This window comes from Paenibacillus sp. A14 (assembly GCF_036864815.1).
Taxonomy (GTDB): domain Bacteria; phylum Bacillota; class Bacilli; order Paenibacillales; family Paenibacillaceae; genus Fontibacillus; species Fontibacillus sanfengchensis.
Window position 1 is genome coordinate 156,865 of record NZ_JBAGJD010000006.1, and the last position, 19,053, is coordinate 175,917.

Annotated in this window: 18 protein-coding genes; 9 read left to right on the top strand and 9 right to left on the bottom strand. The window is 45.1% G+C overall.

Annotation, left to right across the window (positions count from 1 at the left end; all coding sequences use genetic code 11):
• The first annotated feature begins 18 nt into the window (after positions 1-18).
• From V4U88_RS17290 to V4U88_RS17310, 5 genes are all read left to right on the top strand, one after another.
• Positions 19-1,365: a 2-hydroxycarboxylate transporter family protein gene (locus V4U88_RS17290; protein WP_334074496.1), complete on the top strand. Its 1,347-nt coding sequence runs from the start codon at positions 19-21 to the stop codon at positions 1,363-1,365.
• Positions 1,366-1,432: 67 nt separating this feature from the next.
• A complete protein-coding gene (locus tag V4U88_RS17295; protein WP_334074497.1) occupies positions 1,433-2,434 on the top strand; it encodes a D-isomer specific 2-hydroxyacid dehydrogenase family protein in 1,002 nt (333 codons plus the stop codon).
• Positions 2,435-3,102: 668 nt separating this feature from the next.
• On the top strand, positions 3,103-3,738 hold the full coding sequence (locus V4U88_RS17300; protein ID WP_334074498.1) for a TetR/AcrR family transcriptional regulator: 636 nt from the start codon (positions 3,103-3,105) through the stop codon (positions 3,736-3,738).
• 2 nt (positions 3,739-3,740) lie between these two features.
• On the top strand, positions 3,741-4,439 hold the full coding sequence (locus V4U88_RS17305) for an ABC transporter ATP-binding protein (protein WP_213505821.1): 699 nt from the start codon (positions 3,741-3,743) through the stop codon (positions 4,437-4,439).
• The gene (locus V4U88_RS17310) at positions 4,439-6,679 is read left to right on the top strand and encodes an ABC transporter permease (RefSeq protein WP_334074499.1); all 2,241 of its coding nucleotides are present in this window, start codon (positions 4,439-4,441) and stop codon (positions 6,677-6,679) included. Before V4U88_RS17305 ends, V4U88_RS17310 begins: the two co-directional genes overlap by 1 nt.
• Positions 6,680-6,859: 180 nt before the next feature.
• On the opposite strand, the gene V4U88_RS17315 is transcribed toward V4U88_RS17310, so the two are convergent.
• From V4U88_RS17315 to V4U88_RS17335, 5 genes are all read right to left on the bottom strand, one after another.
• Entirely contained in the window at positions 6,860-7,204 is a 345-nt protein-coding gene (locus tag V4U88_RS17315) for a hypothetical protein (protein WP_334074500.1), read from the bottom strand.
• On the bottom strand, positions 7,201-7,461 hold the full coding sequence (locus tag V4U88_RS17320) for a hypothetical protein (RefSeq protein ID WP_334074501.1): 261 nt from the start codon (positions 7,459-7,461) through the stop codon (positions 7,201-7,203). Before V4U88_RS17320 ends, V4U88_RS17315 begins: the two co-directional genes overlap by 4 nt.
• A 405-nt stretch (positions 7,462-7,866) precedes the next feature.
• Entirely contained in the window at positions 7,867-8,448 is a 582-nt protein-coding gene (locus tag V4U88_RS17325) for a TetR/AcrR family transcriptional regulator (protein ID WP_334074502.1), read from the bottom strand.
• A 94-nt stretch (positions 8,449-8,542) separates the two neighbouring features.
• A complete protein-coding gene (locus V4U88_RS17330) occupies positions 8,543-8,935 on the bottom strand; it encodes a fumarylacetoacetate hydrolase family protein (protein WP_334074503.1) in 393 nt (130 codons plus the stop codon).
• Positions 8,932-9,372: a fumarylacetoacetate hydrolase family protein gene (locus V4U88_RS17335; RefSeq protein WP_334074504.1), complete on the bottom strand. Its 441-nt coding sequence runs from the start codon at positions 9,370-9,372 to the stop codon at positions 8,932-8,934. The genes V4U88_RS17330 and V4U88_RS17335 overlap by 4 nt, the downstream gene beginning before the upstream one ends.
• A 144-nt stretch (positions 9,373-9,516) precedes the next feature.
• On the opposite strand from V4U88_RS17335, the gene V4U88_RS17340 reads away from it, so the two are divergent.
• Positions 9,517-10,539 carry an MBL fold metallo-hydrolase gene (locus V4U88_RS17340; protein WP_334074505.1) on the top strand — a complete coding sequence of 341 codons (1,023 nt, stop codon included), beginning with the start codon at positions 9,517-9,519 and terminating at the stop codon, positions 10,537-10,539.
• A gap of 162 nt (positions 10,540-10,701) precedes the next feature.
• On the opposite strand, the gene V4U88_RS17345 is transcribed toward V4U88_RS17340, so the two are convergent.
• Together V4U88_RS17345 and V4U88_RS17350 are read right to left on the bottom strand one after the other, a co-directional pair.
• Entirely contained in the window at positions 10,702-12,024 is a 1,323-nt protein-coding gene (locus V4U88_RS17345; protein WP_334074506.1) for a replication-associated recombination protein A, read from the bottom strand.
• Positions 12,025-12,037: 13 nt separating this feature from the next.
• Positions 12,038-12,799: an AraC family transcriptional regulator gene (locus V4U88_RS17350; protein ID WP_334074507.1), complete on the bottom strand. Its 762-nt coding sequence runs from the start codon at positions 12,797-12,799 to the stop codon at positions 12,038-12,040.
• 327 nt (positions 12,800-13,126) lie between these two features.
• On the opposite strand from V4U88_RS17350, the gene V4U88_RS17355 reads away from it, so the two are divergent.
• The 3 genes from V4U88_RS17355 (at position 13,127) to V4U88_RS17365 (ending at position 16,311) form a co-directional block, all read left to right on the top strand.
• Positions 13,127-13,969 (top strand): SPL family radical SAM protein, encoded by an 843-nt coding sequence (locus V4U88_RS17355; RefSeq protein WP_334074508.1) that lies wholly within the window; start codon positions 13,127-13,129, stop codon positions 13,967-13,969.
• 54 nt (positions 13,970-14,023) lie between these two features.
• Positions 14,024-14,620 (top strand): 3'-5' exonuclease, encoded by a 597-nt coding sequence (locus V4U88_RS17360; protein WP_334074509.1) that lies wholly within the window; start codon positions 14,024-14,026, stop codon positions 14,618-14,620.
• Positions 14,621-14,847: 227 nt separating this feature from the next.
• On the top strand, positions 14,848-16,311 hold the full coding sequence (locus tag V4U88_RS17365; RefSeq protein ID WP_334074510.1) for a carboxylesterase/lipase family protein: 1,464 nt from the start codon (positions 14,848-14,850) through the stop codon (positions 16,309-16,311).
• Positions 16,312-16,835: 524 nt separating this feature from the next.
• Here V4U88_RS17365 and V4U88_RS17370 read toward each other — a convergent pair.
• Positions 16,836-17,558: a hypothetical protein gene (locus V4U88_RS17370; RefSeq protein ID WP_334074511.1), complete on the bottom strand. Its 723-nt coding sequence runs from the start codon at positions 17,556-17,558 to the stop codon at positions 16,836-16,838.
• A gap of 111 nt (positions 17,559-17,669) precedes the next feature.
• The gene (locus V4U88_RS17375; protein ID WP_334074512.1) at positions 17,670-19,052 is read right to left on the bottom strand and encodes a sensor histidine kinase; all 1,383 of its coding nucleotides are present in this window, start codon (positions 19,050-19,052) and stop codon (positions 17,670-17,672) included.
• Between the last annotated feature and the right edge of the window lies 1 nt (position 19,053).

A 19,053-nucleotide genomic window follows, 5' to 3' on the forward strand; every position in this document is an offset into this window, starting at 1 on the left:
ATCAGTCAGGAGATTACTATGGACAAGCAAATTGAGGTTACCTCCATTCCGTCGAAGTCAACTTTAATAACCCGTTTTAAAGGCATAAAAATTTCAGGACTGCCGTTAAAGTACTATATTACTTTTTCAATCATCATTTTAATTGCGGCCTATACTGGGAATTTGAATAAGGATATCATCGGTTCAATTGCGTTTCTCTTGATGGCTGGCGGTTTATTCTCATATGTTGGCGGTATTATTCCCATTTTCGGCAGTTGGATGGGAGGTGCAATCCTCCTGCCGTTATTTGGTGGATCTGCACTTGTGTATTTTGGCCTAATTCCAGACTACGTCCAAACGAATATTTCAGGTTTTATTGGGTCCGGTTTTGTCAATTTATTCTTGGCTGCAATCATTATTGGCTCCATATTAAGTATGGATCGGAGGACATTGGTCACCATTTCATTAAGGCTTTTACCGTGCATTCTTGGCGCACTGGTTTTTGTATTCATCTTCTTGGTGTTAGGATCCTTCCTTACAGGAAAGTCGTTGCTGCAGGGTCTGTTTATGACGGGTTTACCGAATTACAGCGGGGGTTCTTCTGGTGCAATAGCCGTCGTTCCGTCCATTTACAGTCCGATTTTTCATCAGCCTGCGGGAACTTATTCCGGACAGTTTCTTGTTTATATGAATATTTCCAACTTGGTTTGTGTCATTTTTGCCGGTTTGCTGCATAAGTTGGGCAAGCGTTATCCTTCTTTGACAGGCAATGGCGAATTGCTAAAGAATGCGCGTAAGAACCCGGATCAACCAGCCGAAGAAAAAGGACAAGCCACGGGTGATTTAAAAAAAGACATCACTAAGTTAGGTACAGGCTTGTTTGTTTCGGTTGTTTTTATGATTGCCGGCAACATTTTGCAGAGTCTCATCCCGCAGCTTAACTTTATTGCATGGGCAGTACTTTTAGTAATTATCGTGAAAGCCACAGGCTTTTTGGATAATAACCTGTGCCAATCTAGTGATTATTGGCAAGGGTTTATGGTCCGGAACTTTTTGCCGTTTATGATCACGGGAATCGGTATTTCATCGCTCGATTTAACCCAAGTGGCTTCCTATTTTACAATCTCGAATTTTATCATTATCATTTTCGGTGTTATCGGCTCTATGGTGGGTTCATTGATTTTTGGCAAGCTAATGAAGTTCCACTCTATTGATGCGATGATCGCTGTTGGTCTTAATTTGGGGAACCTAGGGGGAACCGGTGCCATCGGGGTATTGTCAACGTCGGAACGAATGGGCATGATGCCATTTGCAACTATTGCCAACCGAATCGGCGGAGCCGTGATGGTTGTTGTTATCAGTTTTTTGCTGCCCTTCTTCTTATAAACGTATGGAGTCGGGATTTACGATTAAGCTCGGTGTCGTCCATAATTACTGAAAGGGGGAAATAACTTTGAAAGAAATAGTAGCCTATGGTGTGAGATCTGATGAAATAGAGTTCTTTAGGAAATATGAGAAAGAACTTAATTTGGATATTAAATATGTAGCCCAAGAGTTAAACCCGGAGACAGCAAGTCAGGCACAAGGAACTCAAGGTGTAACGATACAAGGGAGCAATAAAGCTGACCGGGAAACTTTACTGGCGTTAAGCAAGGCTGGTGTTAAGTATCTTGCGTTAAGGAGCGCCGGGTATAATTATGTAGATTCCGATGCAGCTCAAGAGTATGGCATACATTTTTCCAATGTGACCTACTCACCCAATAGTGTTGCTGATTTTACTACAATGTTAATTTTAATGTGCGTGAGAAAAGCCAAACAAATCCTGGCTCGGAATGCCATACAGGATTACACTTTGGCAGGCATTCAAGGCCGGGAAATTAGAAATTTAACTGTGGGTATTATCGGTACTGGCCAAATAGGGGCTACTGTTGCCAGAAATCTTTCTGGATTTGGCTGTAAAATCATTGGTTACGATATTTACGAAAATGATCATTTAAAGAATGTAATAGAATATGTTTCGTTAGAAGAAATAATATCTAACAGCGATGTAATTACCCTGCACGCACCGTTATTTGATAGCAATTATCATATGATCAATCAGGAAAGCATCAATAAAATGAAGGATGGGGTCTGCCTAGTGAATTGCGGGCGTGGAGGGTTGATTGATACCGAGGCGCTGATTCAGGGGATTGAGACGGGGAAAATAAGCTCAGCAGCACTGGATGTCATTGAAGATGAACTGGGTATTTTTCATGGAGATCATCGTCTAAACGTTTTAAGCAACCGCCAGTTAGCCATCTTAAGGGCATTCCCGAATGTAATTATAACGCCGCACACGGCATTTTATACTGATCAAGCGGTAAGTGATATGGTAGAAATTGCACTAAAATCGCTCTTATCTTTTATAAATAATGGGGCCAGTCAGTGGGAAATCCAACCTCCGATTGCAAAGTAACCTTGAGTGACTTCGGTTTGATGAGCAAAATATTGAAACAAGGACGGAGGGAAGACTTCCGCAAGGGAATGTTGAACTACACTTGAAATAAAAGTACACGATTTTAGGGCGAGCAAGCGATTAATGATATGCTCCCCATACAGTAGACAGGTGAAATAATAAAACCTGTTACTGTATGGGGAGTTTTTTCATGCCTACATACAAGCTCAGTGCTATTGAGGAGTTAGCCATCCGACGCATAGCGCGGACGTTATGGTCTATTTTTATGAGGCAGGTAAGGTAAGGAAAAATCGATGTTGTACGGTGAACTAAAATAGTTTGCATTCAATGCCTTGTTAATCAAGGCTTTTTTTGTTATGCAAGAACGGGTTCACATATATTGTAATTATACATCAGCCCAAGCCCGGATCTTGTCCGTAAATGCAGACTCGGCTCCTGGACATATCGGATCGCGGTTTCGAATGCAACCGGATAATTTGAAGTGGAGAACGTTAGCGTTCGTCCTCTAGACGACATCCAAGGCAGGCTGCCCAATCGGCAGCCTTTTTTGTATTCCGCTGAAACATGGCCGGTAATAGAAATATCACTTGTAACGAAGTCTATTGACATTATGACTTTTTGGTCATATTATATGACTATTAAGTCATAATGAATGCGGAGGAATTACATTGCCTAAAAGAACCTTTAACCGACTGGACGACGACAAAAAAGAAAGAGTCATGCGAGCGGCCATTGAAGAATTTCAGGCCCATGGCTTCGAACAGGCAAAAATAGAAGCGATCGCCCAAAATGCGGGAGTTGCCAAGGGCAGCATCTATCAATACTTTGACGATAAAAAGGATTTGTTTTTATATTCTGTCACATGGGGGCTGAATTATTTTATGAAGGCGATCGACAGACAAACCCCATTGAAGGATATGGATGTTTATGATTACTTTCTATCTGGAAACCGCGAACGGTTTGAGCTGTTGATGAAAGAGCCTCTGCTTGTTGCGTTTTCCATGGATATCGTCTCGGGCAAATACGGCAGCCTGACGAAGGAAGCCAATAGCGAATTAAACAGGATCGGTGAGGAATATGAGCTAAAGCTGATTGCCAACGGCAAGAAAAGAGGAACGATCCGCAACGACCTGGACGACAGCATTCTTTTGCTGTTTTTTCAGGGGGTAACGGAAAAATTTACTGCTACCATTATTGCAAAGGCCAAGGAGTTTGAGGGCGAGCTTACGGAAGAACAATTTAACGAGATGGAGAGCCTTTTGAAAAGCATGGTCACCTTATTAAAACAAGGGATGGAGAGATAACTATGTTTATTGCGGTAAAGAATTTGAAAAAGAGCTACCCTACGGGCAAAAGCAAAACCGAGATATTGAAAGGGGTAAGTCTTGGGCTTGAAAAAGGGCAGACAGGCGTCATACTCGGCCCGTCCGGCTCGGGAAAATCAACGCTGATGAACATTATTGGCGGCGTGGACCTTGCGGACAGCGGCAGTATCCGTGTCGACGGACTGGAGCTTGCTGCGCTTAACGACGATCAGCTGACGGATTACCGCAGGGATTCGGTCGGCTTTATATTTCAGTTTTACAATCTCGTACCGAATCTTACCGTCATGGAAAATATCGAAGTGGTAGCCAATATTTCAAAAGCTCCGCTGGATATGGATACGGTGCTGAAAGCGGTTGGCCTGGAAACGAAAAAAAGGAATTTCCCAAGGGAGCTATCCGGAGGCGAGCAGCAGCGTGTCGCGATAGCCCGCGCCATTGTCAAGAACCCGAAGCTGCTTTTGTGCGACGAACCGACCGGTGCGCTGGATTATGAGACGTCCCGCAGTGTGCTTTCTCTTTTGCAGAAAATAAACCGCGATTTGGGAACGACCATCCTGATGATCACCCACAACACAGCTATCGGCGATATGGCGAATGTGGTCTACAAGGTGCGCAGCGGAGAGATTGTGGAAACGATCCGGCATGAAGAAACAACCGCAGCAGAAAGGATTGAGTGGTGATGACACTGCTAAAAAAAGTAACAAGGACCATGCTGGAACATAAATCCAGGTACATCGGGTCTATGCTTTTACTGATGATCAGCAGTATGATGTTTGTCATGTTAAATATGACATCAGCCAATTTGATTTATACGTTCAAGACGTTTTCCGAACGGAACGTTTTGTCCGACGCGGAGTTTTCCACCGATACCGCCATTGACGCGGCCGCTCTCAGCCGGCAATTTGCCGCGAAGCTTGAAATTGGCGGCACGGCGGACAGCGAAGTGAAGCCCGGTCAAACGCTGCGGGTGTTTCCGATGATGAACACCGTCAATATTCCCGCCGTCCAAGAGGGGAACGTACCGGGCCGTTCGGAAATCATGCTCGACCGTCTGTTTGCCGAAACAAACGGTTACCAAATCGGCGACACCATCCATGTCGCAAACAAAAATTATACCGTTTCGGGCTATACGCTGCTGCCTCATTTTATTTATGTTATCCCGTCGAAAGATACGATGATGAACGACCCTAAAACCTTCGGCGTCGGTGTTGTCGGCAAAGCGGATTTTGATTCCATGCAGGATCGGAATAAGGTTTACGCCATCCGTTTCGACGAGAGGGGAAATATTAAATCCCAGGAAGCGGCACTAAAAAACGCGCTGCGTTCGCAGGGCATCCACATAACGAACTGGCAAAGCACAGAAAAGAAAGTCAATGTATCCTACGTTCCTATGAAGGCAAGCATACAATCCACGATGAGTGCAGTTGTGCCGCTTGCCATGCTTGCGCTCACCTGTGTTTTGCTCGGAATGCTGATGTGGCGGATGATCAGGAGCGAATCCGTCATTATCGGGACATTGTACGCGCAAGGCTATAGAAAACGGGAATTACGCCGCCATTATTTGATGTTCCCGCTAATGGTGTCGGTTATCGGCTCAGTGGTCGGCTCCATATTGGGGTTATTGTTGGTGGCCCCCGTATTCAACTTTATGCTGACGGCCTTCCCTATGCCGGTTTATGAAACGATATCCAATCCTTGGCTGATGATTGTCGCCATACTGCTTCCGGTTATTATTCTTTGCAGCGTCACATGGGGCGTTATCGGCAAAGTTTTAAAAACGCCTCCGGCCATCCTTATGAAAGGCGGAGAAACCAAAAGAAAAACGAATTTCATAGAACGGAACCTGCGGCTTGACCGTGTGAAATTCAATACAAAGTTCCAGATCAGGGAGCAGGTTCGCAGCTTATCGAGAAGCTTATTGCTGTTGTTTGGGGTCGTTGTCGCCACAATGCTTATATTATACGGTTTTGCGATGAAAAGCTCGGTTGACTATATGCTCAATAAAGGCGTGAAGGAGATGTACAACCTTAAATATGAGTATGTTTTCAAATCGGAGAAAACCGGAACTGCGCCCGCAGGAGGCGAACCGTTCGGCGCGGCGTATGTGAGCCTTGTAAATAATGATGAAATCAGCTTTTATATGACCGGCGTTCTGCCAGACACCGGGAAGATCATACTGAAAGATGGCTCCGGGCAAGTACTTAAACCGGATTCCAACATTATCACGGCGCCGCTGGCGAAAAAGCTTAGTGTGAGTACAGGCGACAGCGTGACCGTGTTCGATGTGGAAAACGGGAAGGAGCATACGTTTATCATTGAAAAAGTGGCGGATACGTACGCCGGCGAATTTTTGTTTATGCCGCTCGACCGATTCAATAAAGAATTTGGCTTGCCTGTGGATGCTTACATCGGTATTTGGAGCGACATGCCGATGAACTTTTCTCAGGGCGAGCTCCAGAATACCAAATCCATCGATGCCATAATCGCAGGCTTCGGCAGCTTGATCAATCAGATGGCGCCAATGATTTACGGCTTAATCTTTGCTGCATTTATCGTCGGTCTGATTATCATCTATATTGTAACCGGTATGATGGTTGACGAAAGCCGGGCCAGCATATCGCTAATGAAGGTGTTCGGATACAAAAAGAAGGAAATCAATACATTGATATTGGGCAGCAATACACTCATTGTTGCGGCAGGCTTTCTGTTCGGTATTCCCGCTTTGCTGGGAAGCATAGGCGCGCTGTATCAATCGCTCACAGAGTCATTGCAGCTCGTAATGCCGGTCAAACTTAATTTCTTCTATATGGTGCTCGGTTTTGTTATTGTAATGATTACGTTTGAGTTTGCAAAGCGGATGTGCAGAAAAAAAGTAGCCCGTATCCCGATGAGCGAAGCGTTGAAGGCGGGAGCGGAGTAAGATAAAGGCTTCCCCGACGCTTGAATCACATATAGACTCTCAGAGTTAAAGGGGAGTACGGAGCTGAAATAAGGCTCAAAGCGTGGAAATCAGACAGGTAAATCTGGATGTTAAACCCGCTTTCAATAATGGGTAAGGCAAACAAGCAGACAGCGTTCATTTTTCAAAAAAGGCAAGTAGTTAGGGAGCGTTCCCTAGTAGTTGTGGCTGTAGTAAATCAAGCTCTTTTTGCTGGTGAGCATACCAAGCGTCGATGTATTGGCACATCATAATACCGTAAATGCAGATGTACCACATTTTTGTAGAGCAGTGACGGCCTGCTTCGAGCTTGTAGTCGATCTTTTCCCGTTTATTGGAACGTTCCACGGTAGTACGACGTTTATACGTCAGCTTCCAAGCTTTCGAATCGAGCGGTGTCTTTGGAAACAAACGCGGATTGTCCTTGTTCTGCGTGTGGAAGGAACGTCCATACTTGGCTGTGGAGCAAGGCGTATTACAAGAGCACTCGGTACGCGTCGTCATCATCGGACAGAGCCATTTGAAACGCTTCTGGCGTTGAGATCAATGAACGGCTCGATGTGCTGATGCGCAAGCAGATCATAGATCGCGCCGGCATCATGGGCGGCATCGAGCAGCATCTTGTCGACCATACCCAAAGTGAATCGTTGCGAAAACTCTACCGTACTGCCAACAAAGCTCACGGCATCGAGACGCGAGGCAGGCTGGAGCCTGGAATACAGCGGCAGATCATGGTGGCTGTTAGCGGCAGTCAGCATGTACAAGTGGTATCCGTTGAAGTAGGTTTCTCGGATCATTTCGCTATACCGCGGGCATGACAATCACACAGCGGTATTCTTATTCACAAAACTCGTATTTTGTACATATGTAATAATACTTCTATGCCAATTTGCCACAGTTTCTTTTTGCCGCCAAACTCCCTGATGTGCTTTATGTATATAGCTGTGTATTGGCTCAAACTTCTCATTCTCATAACATACAGGAAGATTCACTTTGCCACTCCTCACAATTAAACGTTAGGAATATATGTTCGATGTATATGGAAAAATATCCTTCCCAAACTTGAGCTTTTTGAAATCTACTCTTCACATTACGTTATACTGCCCGTTAGTATAACGAAAAAGCAACCGATCGATAATCGGCTGCCTTCTTAAAGAAATCAACAAAGCTTATGACTGAGACAAGATTCCTTTTACAAACAATGAGACACTGTGCTTGTAGAACTCTTCCTCGGTGACGAGTTGGGGCTGATATTGCCGGTGAATCAGCTCGCTCATCTGAAATCCGTAACACATCGAGAGAAAAGACATGGCGGCAAGACGCTCATCCTGTCTGGCTATAACTTTTTTTTTCTGCAAGCGTTCAAAATATTCAACCAGCAAGGAGTGCAGCTTCACGGGCGGATCGGCCAGCACTCTGTCCAATTCGGGAAGCATTCCTTTGTCGCGGATGCCAATCAAAATGATGTCCGCATTTTTATGGAAAAACAAACGGTACTGCTGGCTTACATTCAGCAGATCGACTTCCGGATTATCGGTCGCGTCCTCTTTTAGCAGCTTCTCAAATTGCGGGATATCCGAATGTCTTTCAATGATGGCTTCCAATATGCCTTGCTTGCTTCCAAAGTGCCGGAAAATCGTAGATTCATTGACTTTAGCTTCCGTTGCAATGGCTTTGGTGCTTACCCCCCGATAGCCCTTCTTTTTGATGAGCCGTGTCGCGGCTTCGATGATTCTCTCTGAAGTTTGCATTGTATTTCTCCTTTTGCATATGTTAAACCTATTCTACTACAAGTTTTGCCTATGCACAGCAGGACCGGGGTTCATCATTTTCATAAACGTTTATTTAAAGCAAATCGCTTCTTTGTTCCCAGCGGCTTGGTTCCGTAATCTTGACATGATCAGGCACCAATTGCGTGAGCGTGCCTAATTTATCAAATGTAATCTGGATTCGGTCAGAGGGCAATAGCCATTGTTCGGTCTCGATTGCACAGCAATCCGGTATCGTCCCCATTCCTATAATCGTGCCTGGGAGCGGCGTAAAAACTTTGAGAACCTCCTCCATCACTTTTGCTGGGTGTGCAGAATACTCGGATGTGCTTCCCTTCCAGTGCAGTCTCTCCCCGATGCGTACATCCACATCCAATGCCAGCGGGTTGTCGATTTCATCCGGCGTAACCAGATATGGTCCTATTCCTTTGCTGCGATCAAAATCTTTGCAGCGCGTCGGTCCGGTCATCGCCTGGAAATCCGGCCACGCACATCGCGGACAGTACTGTCGTTAAAAATAACATAACCTGCAATGCAGTTCCCCTTCCCTGTAACAAAGGCCAGATCCGGCTCGATATCCAGATAGGAAGAGTACGAAGGCCAATGAATCGTATCCCCATCGCCAATTAATGCATTGTGGTTACACTTATAATAACTGAAAGTTACTTTATTCGGATCTTGCTGGAATTTTTCAGCAATTTTACGTATAAGCTCCTCTCTTTCCGGCCCTGTATATTCTCTTTGCAGCAGATTTACGCCAGCATTTCTCAGATGTCTTGGCGTCAGCCCGAAATCGATAAGCGCAGCCGGATTCGGAACCGGCGGCAGCAGGTTTACCGCTGCAATCGGGCTGATTTCATTTTCATTGAATTGATGCAACTGTTCGACAGCAGCGCCTCGATCCATTTTGTGTGATGTTGTTCTGTTACTATCATATAGCATAGAATAAATGCATGCAAGTACACGCTTGTATTTTGAATTTCCATTCTCTATAATAAGACATAGTCAGTAGGCCTTATCCCAAAAACATATACTCAAAGGAGAATTTTTATGAAGTATGGACGTATTATCCAAAAACCTCGCGTTAAATTTTTTGAAGTCGCTGATGGCGTCTTTGCCGGTATTTCGCCGTATCGCGGCATCAGTTGGGCCAATGCTGGGTTCATCAACAAGGGTGAAGGGCTAGTGTATGACACGTTCTTCGATTTGTTCCATGCGCAGGAAATGCGGGAGGCTTTTATGGAAGTAAGCAACGGCGGCTCTCCCGCATATGTGGTGAACTCGCACTATAACAGCGACCATGCCTGGGGCAACAAAGTGTTTGAAGATGCTTGCATTATTATGCACAAGGAAGCCTCCAGAGAGCGTCTCACCGAAAATATCGCCTGGATGGACAGCGTTATCAGAAGAGGAAAGGATTCTCCGGAATCGACTTCGGGTGAGCGGTTTTTTGCAGCGGAATTTGAAGGATTCGACCTGGAAGGCGTAGAATGGGTGCTCCCGAATATTGAGATAAAGGACGATATCAACATCCGGCTTGGCGATACGGAAGTTATGATTTACAACGTAGCTCCGGCCCACTCTGATAGTGACTTGCTTCTGTGGATGCCAAAAGAAAAAGTGCTGTTCGCTGGCGATGTCGTGTTTAACGGTTGTACCGCATACAGCGAAGAGGGAACCCTCAATTGGGTTAAAGTGCTTGATCGCATTATTGATGAAATTAAACCCGAAATCGTTGTTCCGGGACATGGCGCCATCTGTGGCCTGGACTTCGTGAAGGAGCAGAGAGACTACCTCCTGAACCTGATCAGCGAGTTCAACAAGCATTACAATGACGAAATTGATTCCTTGTCCCTGACCAAGCAAATTGATATTTCCCGCTTCCTTCATTGGATTCAGCCAGAACGATTGTATGTTACAGTGGATATCCTATTGAAAAGCAAACGAGGGTTACCCCCCCTTCCAATTTGGAACGAGGTGCCTGCTAAGCTGGAAGATATGAAAGCTTTTTTGGCCGGAAAATATGGCAATCGGGTCAAGCCATGGGACCCTATGAGTGTTTGGAAAGAATAGCAATTTGAGGCTAGCCTACAAAAAATCATAACCACCCGTTGGACGGGTGGTTTGCTCTTGGGGTATAACCCCCTGAAGGATGATCCTCATATGAGGCTGGATAAGATGAACAGTATTCTACGATATCTTCTAATTTCATTTTGTATCCTCCTATCTGTAAAGCTATTCATTGTTGTTTTTCTTGTGCCATGCTGCAATTTCTTCCATCCTTTGTTTAATTTTAAATTCAGACCCCTGTGTTGTCGGATGGTAATATTCGCGTCCGATCAGGGAGTCTGGCATGGTCTGCATGGTTGTTAGCTTTTCTTCTGTGTCGTGGGCGTACTGGTACCCTTTACCATAGTTCAGCTCTTTCATAAGCTTTGTTGGAGCGTTCCGAAGTTGCAAGGGAACAGGTTCGCTCATGGAATGTAGGGCATCTTTTTTCGCATAGCGGTAAGCCAAGTAAGCGGAATTCGATTTGGGAGCCAGGGTCAGATATATAACGGCTTGTGTTAGATGTACATCGCACTCTGGCATCCCTATGAATTGACATGCCTGAAACACCGAAACAGCGATTTCCAAAGCCCTATTATCCGCTAAACCCACGTCCTCACTTGCAAACCTGACTAGCCTACGAGCAATAAATAAAGGATCTTCACCTGATTCCAACATTCGAGACAACCAATAAATAGATGCATTTACATCACTATTTCGCATCGATTTATGCAGTGCGGAAATGATATTATAGTGTTCTTCCCCATCTTTATCATACAAAAGTGATTTTCGATGAATAATTTTTAGCAGCCCTTCTTTGCTAATTTCAATATATTCCCCTTGTTTCTCTCCGTTAAGCACAGCCATTTCTAAGGTGTTTAATGCCACCCTGGCATCTCCATTTGAATATTCTGCAATCGCAGAAAGTACGCCCTCTTCTAAACCTATCTTTTGATCTCCAAATCCTTTAGGATTCAAAATCGCTTCTTTTAATAATTCAACAATATCTTCACTGCTTAGTTGGTGAAGTACAAAAACTTTGCTACGAGATAACAAGGCTGAGTTAACTTCAAACGATGGATTTTCGGTTGTCGCGCCGATGAGAATAATGCTCCCTTTCTCCACATACGGAAGAAAGGCATCCTGTTGTGCCTTATTAAATCTATGAATTTCATCAATGAATAAGAGGGTCTTCTCCCCTAATTTCCTGTTTTCCTCAGCTTCCTTCATTATATTTCGGATTTCTTTAATACCGCTGGTTACTGCACTAAAATCAATAAACTTAGACTTGGTTTGATTGGCAATGATTTTAGCTAGTGTTGTTTTGCCAACCCCTGGAGGACCCCAAAATATCATAGATGACACTTGATCATTTTTGATCATATCTTGCAGAACTTTTCCAGGGCCAAGTAAATGTTTTTGGCCTATAAAGTCTTCCAACGATTGAGGACGCACACGACTAGCCAAAGGTCGATCATGTTCATTATCAAATAATGTTCCTTGTATCACAGTATCACTCCCTTTAAAGGTTCTGCTTTCGGAATTCTACAGGAGTATATCCAGTTTCACGTTTAAAAAATTTACTAAAGTGAGTAGTTTCTTGAAAGTTAAGCATTTCTGCAATGTCGCTAATCAAGTAATCTGTATGCATTAATAAACGTTTAGCTTCGAGACTAATTCGAGCGGATATGAAAGCTTTAGCACTTATTCCAACAGATGCGACCGTAACCCTTGTTAATGTTTTTTCTGTGCAATTTAAAAGGGCGGCATAGTCACTAACATGATTTAACTTGGCATAATTTTTCTCCACTAATTCTTGAAATTTTAAAAACTTTTGTGAGACCTGAGAAGTAGTAGGGATATTTTTTTGTTTATGGATAATGTTGAGCCAAGCTACGAATGCATAAAGCTGATAGCGTAACAACATATGAACATCCTCTTTGGCTACTTGAATTAAAGAATCTTGAACCATTTGCTCTATTAAAGTGATTGCCCGATGCAGCTCTGTATTATTTAAAGTCAAACTATTAGGCGCTCTCCCAATATCAAACGTTAAATTCAGTTCACTCAACGAAAGTGAAGCAGGAAGAAGGAATTCTTCACGGAATAGAATAACCCATCCGTCCCAGTTTTCATCGTGTCCAAAATTATGGACTTGTCCCGGTGTTACTACTATCAGTGTTCCTTCCTTACAAGGGATGGGTTCAAAATCGACCCATTGAGTACACCTTCCTTCCGTGACACAAATGAGCATATAAAATTCATAACGATAAGTAATTTTCATACTATCCTCTGGTGTTCGCTCTTTGAGAGAAGATACACTAAAAATCTCCAGATCGTATGGGTAAGAAAACACTGGTTTATATTTAAGAGGTCTTATATTATTTTCCTGTTTGAATGAATGAACGATTACACGAACCTCCTTTAAAAGTATTTGATGAATCGAAATGTCCGTAAAATATCACTAAATTTCCCGTTTTTGCCTTCAGCAAAGCTGACAAATGACCTAAAATGATCATACCATAATATTGGAACGAAACAAAACAGGTAGTGGCTAGGAATAACATAAAATCCTAATGTGAGATCATTACCCAAAATAAGGAAGTATAACATGCGGGTTAATAGCATAACAGCAAAAAAAATCTTAACTGAAATGCAAGGAGATTCAAGTGTTGGTTTCACACATTCATTAAATCCTTATAGTGGTTGTGCATTTGGATGTAGGTATTGCTACGTTAGAGAAATGCCTATTCAGAAGTACAGTGATACTCCATGGGGAGAATGGGTAAGCACCAAAACAAATGCGGCCGACAAATATCGGAATGAGATGGTCAATCTCCGCCGGAGAAATAAGTCCATTAATCTTTTTATGTCTACTGCAACAGATCCCTATCAACCACTGGAACGGAAGACGGAGCTAACACGCTCTATTTTAGAGGAAATGGTTAAATACCCTCCAGATTTCCTTCAGATACAAACACGAAGTCCTCTTGTAGTAAGGGATCTTAATCTATTACTTGAACTAAATCAAAAATGCGAGGTCCTTGTCTCTATGACTATAGAAACCGATCGGGAAGATATGAAACGATTGTTCGCTCCCCATGCTCCGGGTATTAAGTTACGCTTGAAGGCATTAAAAGAAGTGAATAACGTAGGAATCGCTACCCAAGCTTCCATTTCGCCTGTACTTCCATTCACACCCGATTTTCCTAAAATACTGGAGTCCATCGTTGATCGGATCTACATCGACACACTTAACATTGGAGATGGAACAAGAGGGAAACGTTCTGAGCGCCTAGGCATGCCATTTTTGTTTAAAGAGAACGAGTTGTCAGGATGGTATCAAATGGATATTCATCTTAGAGTGGAAAAGTATTTTAAAAAGTTTTTTCCGGAAGAAATGATATTTATTTCTTCCGATAAGATTTATCCCTTAAAAGGAAAAGTATTTTAATAGGAGGGTTCTATCCTACGTTTAAGGTATAGAAAGATAAAGGAGAATGAACTTTTGAATTTTACAGCAATTGATTTTGAAACGGCAAACTTAAACCGATCGAGTGCGTGCTCTCTTGGTTTAGTTCAAGTTAGAGATGGGATTGTAACTGGTGAATATGAATGGCTAATTAATCCACAACAGCCCTTTAATCGAATGAATATTGCCATCCATGGTATTACACCTTCCATGGTTGACAAGCAACCTGCATTTGGAGAACTATGGACAACCATTGAACCACTAATATCCGGAGAAATTATTATTGCACATAATGCTGTTTTTGATATAAGCGTGCTAAGGTATTGTTTAGATGCCGCTGAAAAAAGCTATCCAGAGATACAATATTTATGTACGTACAGAATTGGGAAAAAGCTGCTACAAGAGTTATCCTCCCATAAATTAAACATTATCTCTCACTATTTCGGGATTCGTCTAAATCACCATAACGCGCTCGATGATGCCCGGGCATGTGCCCAAATTATGTTAAATTTAATGGAACAGAAAAAGGAATGTGATCCGCTGCTCTTTGCGAAATCCCTGGGATTTCAGGCGGGATCACTGTATTCAGGTGGGTATACACCTTTCAGGAAACATAAAATCAATCAAAAATAGGTAGCTGGCAATGCCAACTTCAATAATGGTAATAGTGGTAGCTATGGCATTCGATGTCTTCCTCTTGTTGGATGCGCGCACCATCACGGCATCCTCAATAATCCAAGGCCGATGGGCTGATTGAAATGTCCGAAATATGTCAGTCATAGTCTTAATTTCACCTTTTATTATTATAAACAATGACCTAAAATGATCATATCATCTTACCTATGAAAGGACTAATACAAATGAAACCTGACCATACCCTCAACGGAAGCACCGAACATATGACCGATACCGCTGGCCAAGCGGTCCGCTCCTGGCTGGGCATCCCCTACGCCAGTGCAGAACGCTTCCGCCGACCCATTTTGCTGCCGTTCAACCCGGCCCTGCCATACGACCAGAAGGGACCCGCCCCGCTGCAACCCGGCGACAATAGCTGGTTGGAGGCTTACAACGGATTCAGCGAGGACTGCCTGAACCTCAACGTCTGGGCACCCGAAGACGCTGGCGACGAACCGCTCCCCGTGGTCGTCTACATCTACGGGGGCGGCTTCGAACGCGGCGCGAACACCCAGACCACCTCGAACGCCTCAGGTCTCGCCGCGACCGGCCGCGCCATTGGGGTGTCCCTGAACTACCGGCTCGGCCCCTTCGGTTGGCTCTCGCTCTCCCAATACGGTGGCGCCTTCGCGGACGCCACTAACCTCGGCCTGCAGGACATCATCACCGCGCTCAGATGGGTGCAGGAGAACATCGCTCGCTTCGGTGGCGACCCTCAGAACGTCACCGTCACCGGCCACAGCGCCGGCGCGTTCTCCTCGATAGCGCTCCTCGCAGCTCCGGCGGCCGACGGCCTCTACCAGCGCCTCGCTGCGTTCTCCGGCGGCGCATCTCGGATCGTTCCGGCCTGGTGGGCTGAAGAACTAGCGATCAAGTTTCTCACCGAACTCGGCATCGCGGACGAACCCGAACAACTGCTCACCCTGGATGGGAAGCTCCTCGCCGAGACGCTCGTTAAGGTTAACCCACGTGATATCGGCGACCGAAACGGCATCGACAACACGACTATTGGCATCGTGAACGATCACTCTCAGACCGGTGGCGTTCTCGCCGACACACCGCTGCGTGTCATCGAATCCGGGCGTCACCGCGACGTCGACATTCTCTTTAGTACGGCGACGAACGAGGGGGACTGGTGGGTTATCAACGCGACCGAGCAGTTCGACCCGGGCAGCATCGACAACCTCGTTGACGAATTGGTAACGAAGTCTCGGATCCCTCGAAGCCGTGCTCGGCGCATCGTCGCCGCCTACGAGGTCAACGGACGCACTCCGGTCGAAGTACGCGGGGCGCTCTTGACTGACTACCTCTATACCCTACCCGCCGCCCGTGCGGCACTCGCCCACGCCGCTGCAGGCGGCAACGCCCACCTGCTCGCCGTTGGCCCTGTCGAGGGTGCGCCAGCCGTACACGGCACGGAGATGTACGGCATCGTCGGCCAGCAACGCCCCCGACATAGCGACGAGCAAGCCATCCGGGACACCTTCGTCCGCGACGCCCTACTCGACTTTGCCGCAGGCAAGCACGATCGGCTTTGGAACTCCGTGACCACGGAACCTATCACACATGGGATTGGCAACCCACCATTCGACCCCACCGTCCATGCGGCCGAAGTCCTGCGCATCTTCGCGGGCATTGAACGGCCCTGAACTGCCCCTAACGCGCACGGGGTCGCGCACCGATCCAACTCTCTCAAGTGCTGCCGGCGGCCCCGCCGGCAGCACTTGAGAACTGCTTCATGACCAGGAAATTGACTATGACTACCAGCACCGATATAAGAAAAGTTGGCCAGTTTGAAGAAGTCTTCTATCGCCTAGAGGCTCAGGACGGGCGCTTGTTCTCTTCTCCTTCGACATTCCCGTACCTTGCCCTTTTTCTTTTTTATTTCTTTCCATAATCGTTTTATGAGCTTGATCGGTTAAGGATGCATGTTCTTGTCCATTTCGGTAAAGGATATATGTTCTTGTCCTTCGATTTGGACAAGCCGATAAAACAAAAAAGCCGCTAAAATAGCGACTTTCTTTGGGACCATGTTCATGTCCCCCGACAGTTCTTCTTGTTGTCGACTGTTTTTTGAAGGATCTTATGTTCATCACTTGGAAAAAAGTTGTGTATGGCAAAATTGTACCATGTCTAAGTTTGAATGGCTTACCAACATCGATCACGCTAAATATTAGTCCAGAAGGCTGTAGATCTGAATGCTTTCCACCTTGGCATCCTTGATATGAAACGACATCACATCCACATAATTGGATGGCTCGTAACGGAAGTCATCCTCCTCATTAGGGCCTCCATTACCAAGCAGTTTTCCCTCAGGGTAGGCGTTTTTGAGTGTATCCAGGCTATCTCCTGCTTTAATGTTTCGCACTGTCGCGTACTTAGGATCTGTAATTTCGATATGAAAGATGGAGTCTTGTTTCCCCTTCGGTATACTGATTGTTTTAATCTCCAGACCAGGATACGTATAAACCTTTTCTGTAAAACCGATTAACATATCCATGTTTGTTCCATCATCGGCACTGTACGTATGAGATTTCAGGTTATCCGGTTTGCCCAGCATCTGTTCCATCTGATCTTCATTCGCTGTATCCGAAATCGCAATGGTGTGCTTATTATAGACAAAAGCAAGCTCCTTCAGCACCACATTGCCTTCCTTCTCCATCGAACCCTCCTTAATAACTTCAGCACTTTGTCCTTTCGAATTTTCTGAAGCAGGCGCAGTAGTAGAATTTAGTGCTCCTTTGCCTTTGGCCTGTTCGTTCGACGTGTTTTTTTCAGCCGAGTTCTGCGCCGCTTCTGGCGACTTGGCATTATTGGACTGACAGCCCGTCAGTGCCATCGTTAGTAAAATACTCAGCAGGATAACAGCTGTAGCTTTGTTTATCAATTTCATCATGATCCCTCCATATGTGTGATTTCTTCTTATGAAGTGATTATAAAAAAAGCATTTGTTAGTCTCATAACAGAATTGTATCAATCTTGTAACGTTAACTATTTACGCGCGTGTTTACGCACGGGGTAACACAATCGTAACGGTCGTTCCTTCCCCGATTTGACTTTCCATGTTAATATATCCATTAAACCGCTCTACAATCTCTTTGCAAATAGAAAGTCCTAGACCTGAACCGTTCGCTGTGCTTGCATTTTTCGCCCGGTAAAAGCGTTCCTGCACTCTCTCCAGTTCATCGCCCGCGATACCGATACCTTGATCACGTATCCGTATAACTACCTCGCTTGGCGTATGTTCCAACTTCAATTCGATTAGCGATGGACTTCCTGAATATTTGATGGCATTGTCCACAAGATTGGCGATCGCATGGGACATCAGCATTGGATTCACGTTGGCGTGGACTCTCGTCATAAGCTTATCCTCCGGTTCCGCTTCCGCCTCCTTGAACATAATCTCGATTCCTTTATCTTTGGCCTTGGCACCCATACTCGTTGCGACTTGCTGAATCAGTTCGTTCATTTCCGTCTTCTCGACTTCCAGTTCGTTAGAACCAGCCTTGTCGAATCGGGATAGCAACAACAGTTCATTAATCAAGCGCGTCAGCCGATCCGATTCCTGCAGCAGATGAGCATAGATTTTTTGCAGCTCCTTGTTCTCGTTCTCCCCTTCATACAAGTATTGAGAGAAACCACGAATTGCTGCCAAGGGTGTTTTTAACTCGTGAGATACGTTGGAGACAAATTGTTTCTGGTACTGAATGTAATCATGAAGCTGCCGCCCCATGGAATCCAGCCCATCTGCCAGCATACCCAGCTCATCCTTCCGGTTTAGATGAACTCTCCGAAACTCCTGTCTAGAGAAACTTTTCGCAGCGCCAAGCAACAGCTTAATCGGCTTGGTTGTGTTGCGGGCAATCCACAGACTGGATAACGTAATCAGTACAATAAATCCGCCTGCACCCGCAAACAGGATATAACGGATTTGATCCATAATCGCATAAAAGTAGGAAATGTCCTCCACGAACTCATACACATAAGCGTTTTGGTAGTATTGATCCTGAATGGGAGTGGCAAAATAAAGCAGATGATCTTCCGTTACGGTGTAGGCATAACTGCCGCTCAGGGCTTTCTCAATATTTTTTTTAAAAATATGAGGTTTGCCATCATTAATGATGATGCCATCCACAGCCAAGCCCAGCAACTGCTTGGAGCTATCATAGATACGTACTTCCTTGCCTGAAGCTTTCAGCTTCTCCAGAGCAAGTCTGACGATTTCTTTTGTCTGCGGCTCTCCTGTCGATGATCTATGCTGTGCCAACACCTCACGGAAGGACAACTCGGACAGATCCGCCTTCTCTATCATCTGTTTTTCAATGGTAATGAAGCTGTAGTAATCGATGGCTTTATTCACCGCAAAAATGATGATGCTAAAGGACAGCACG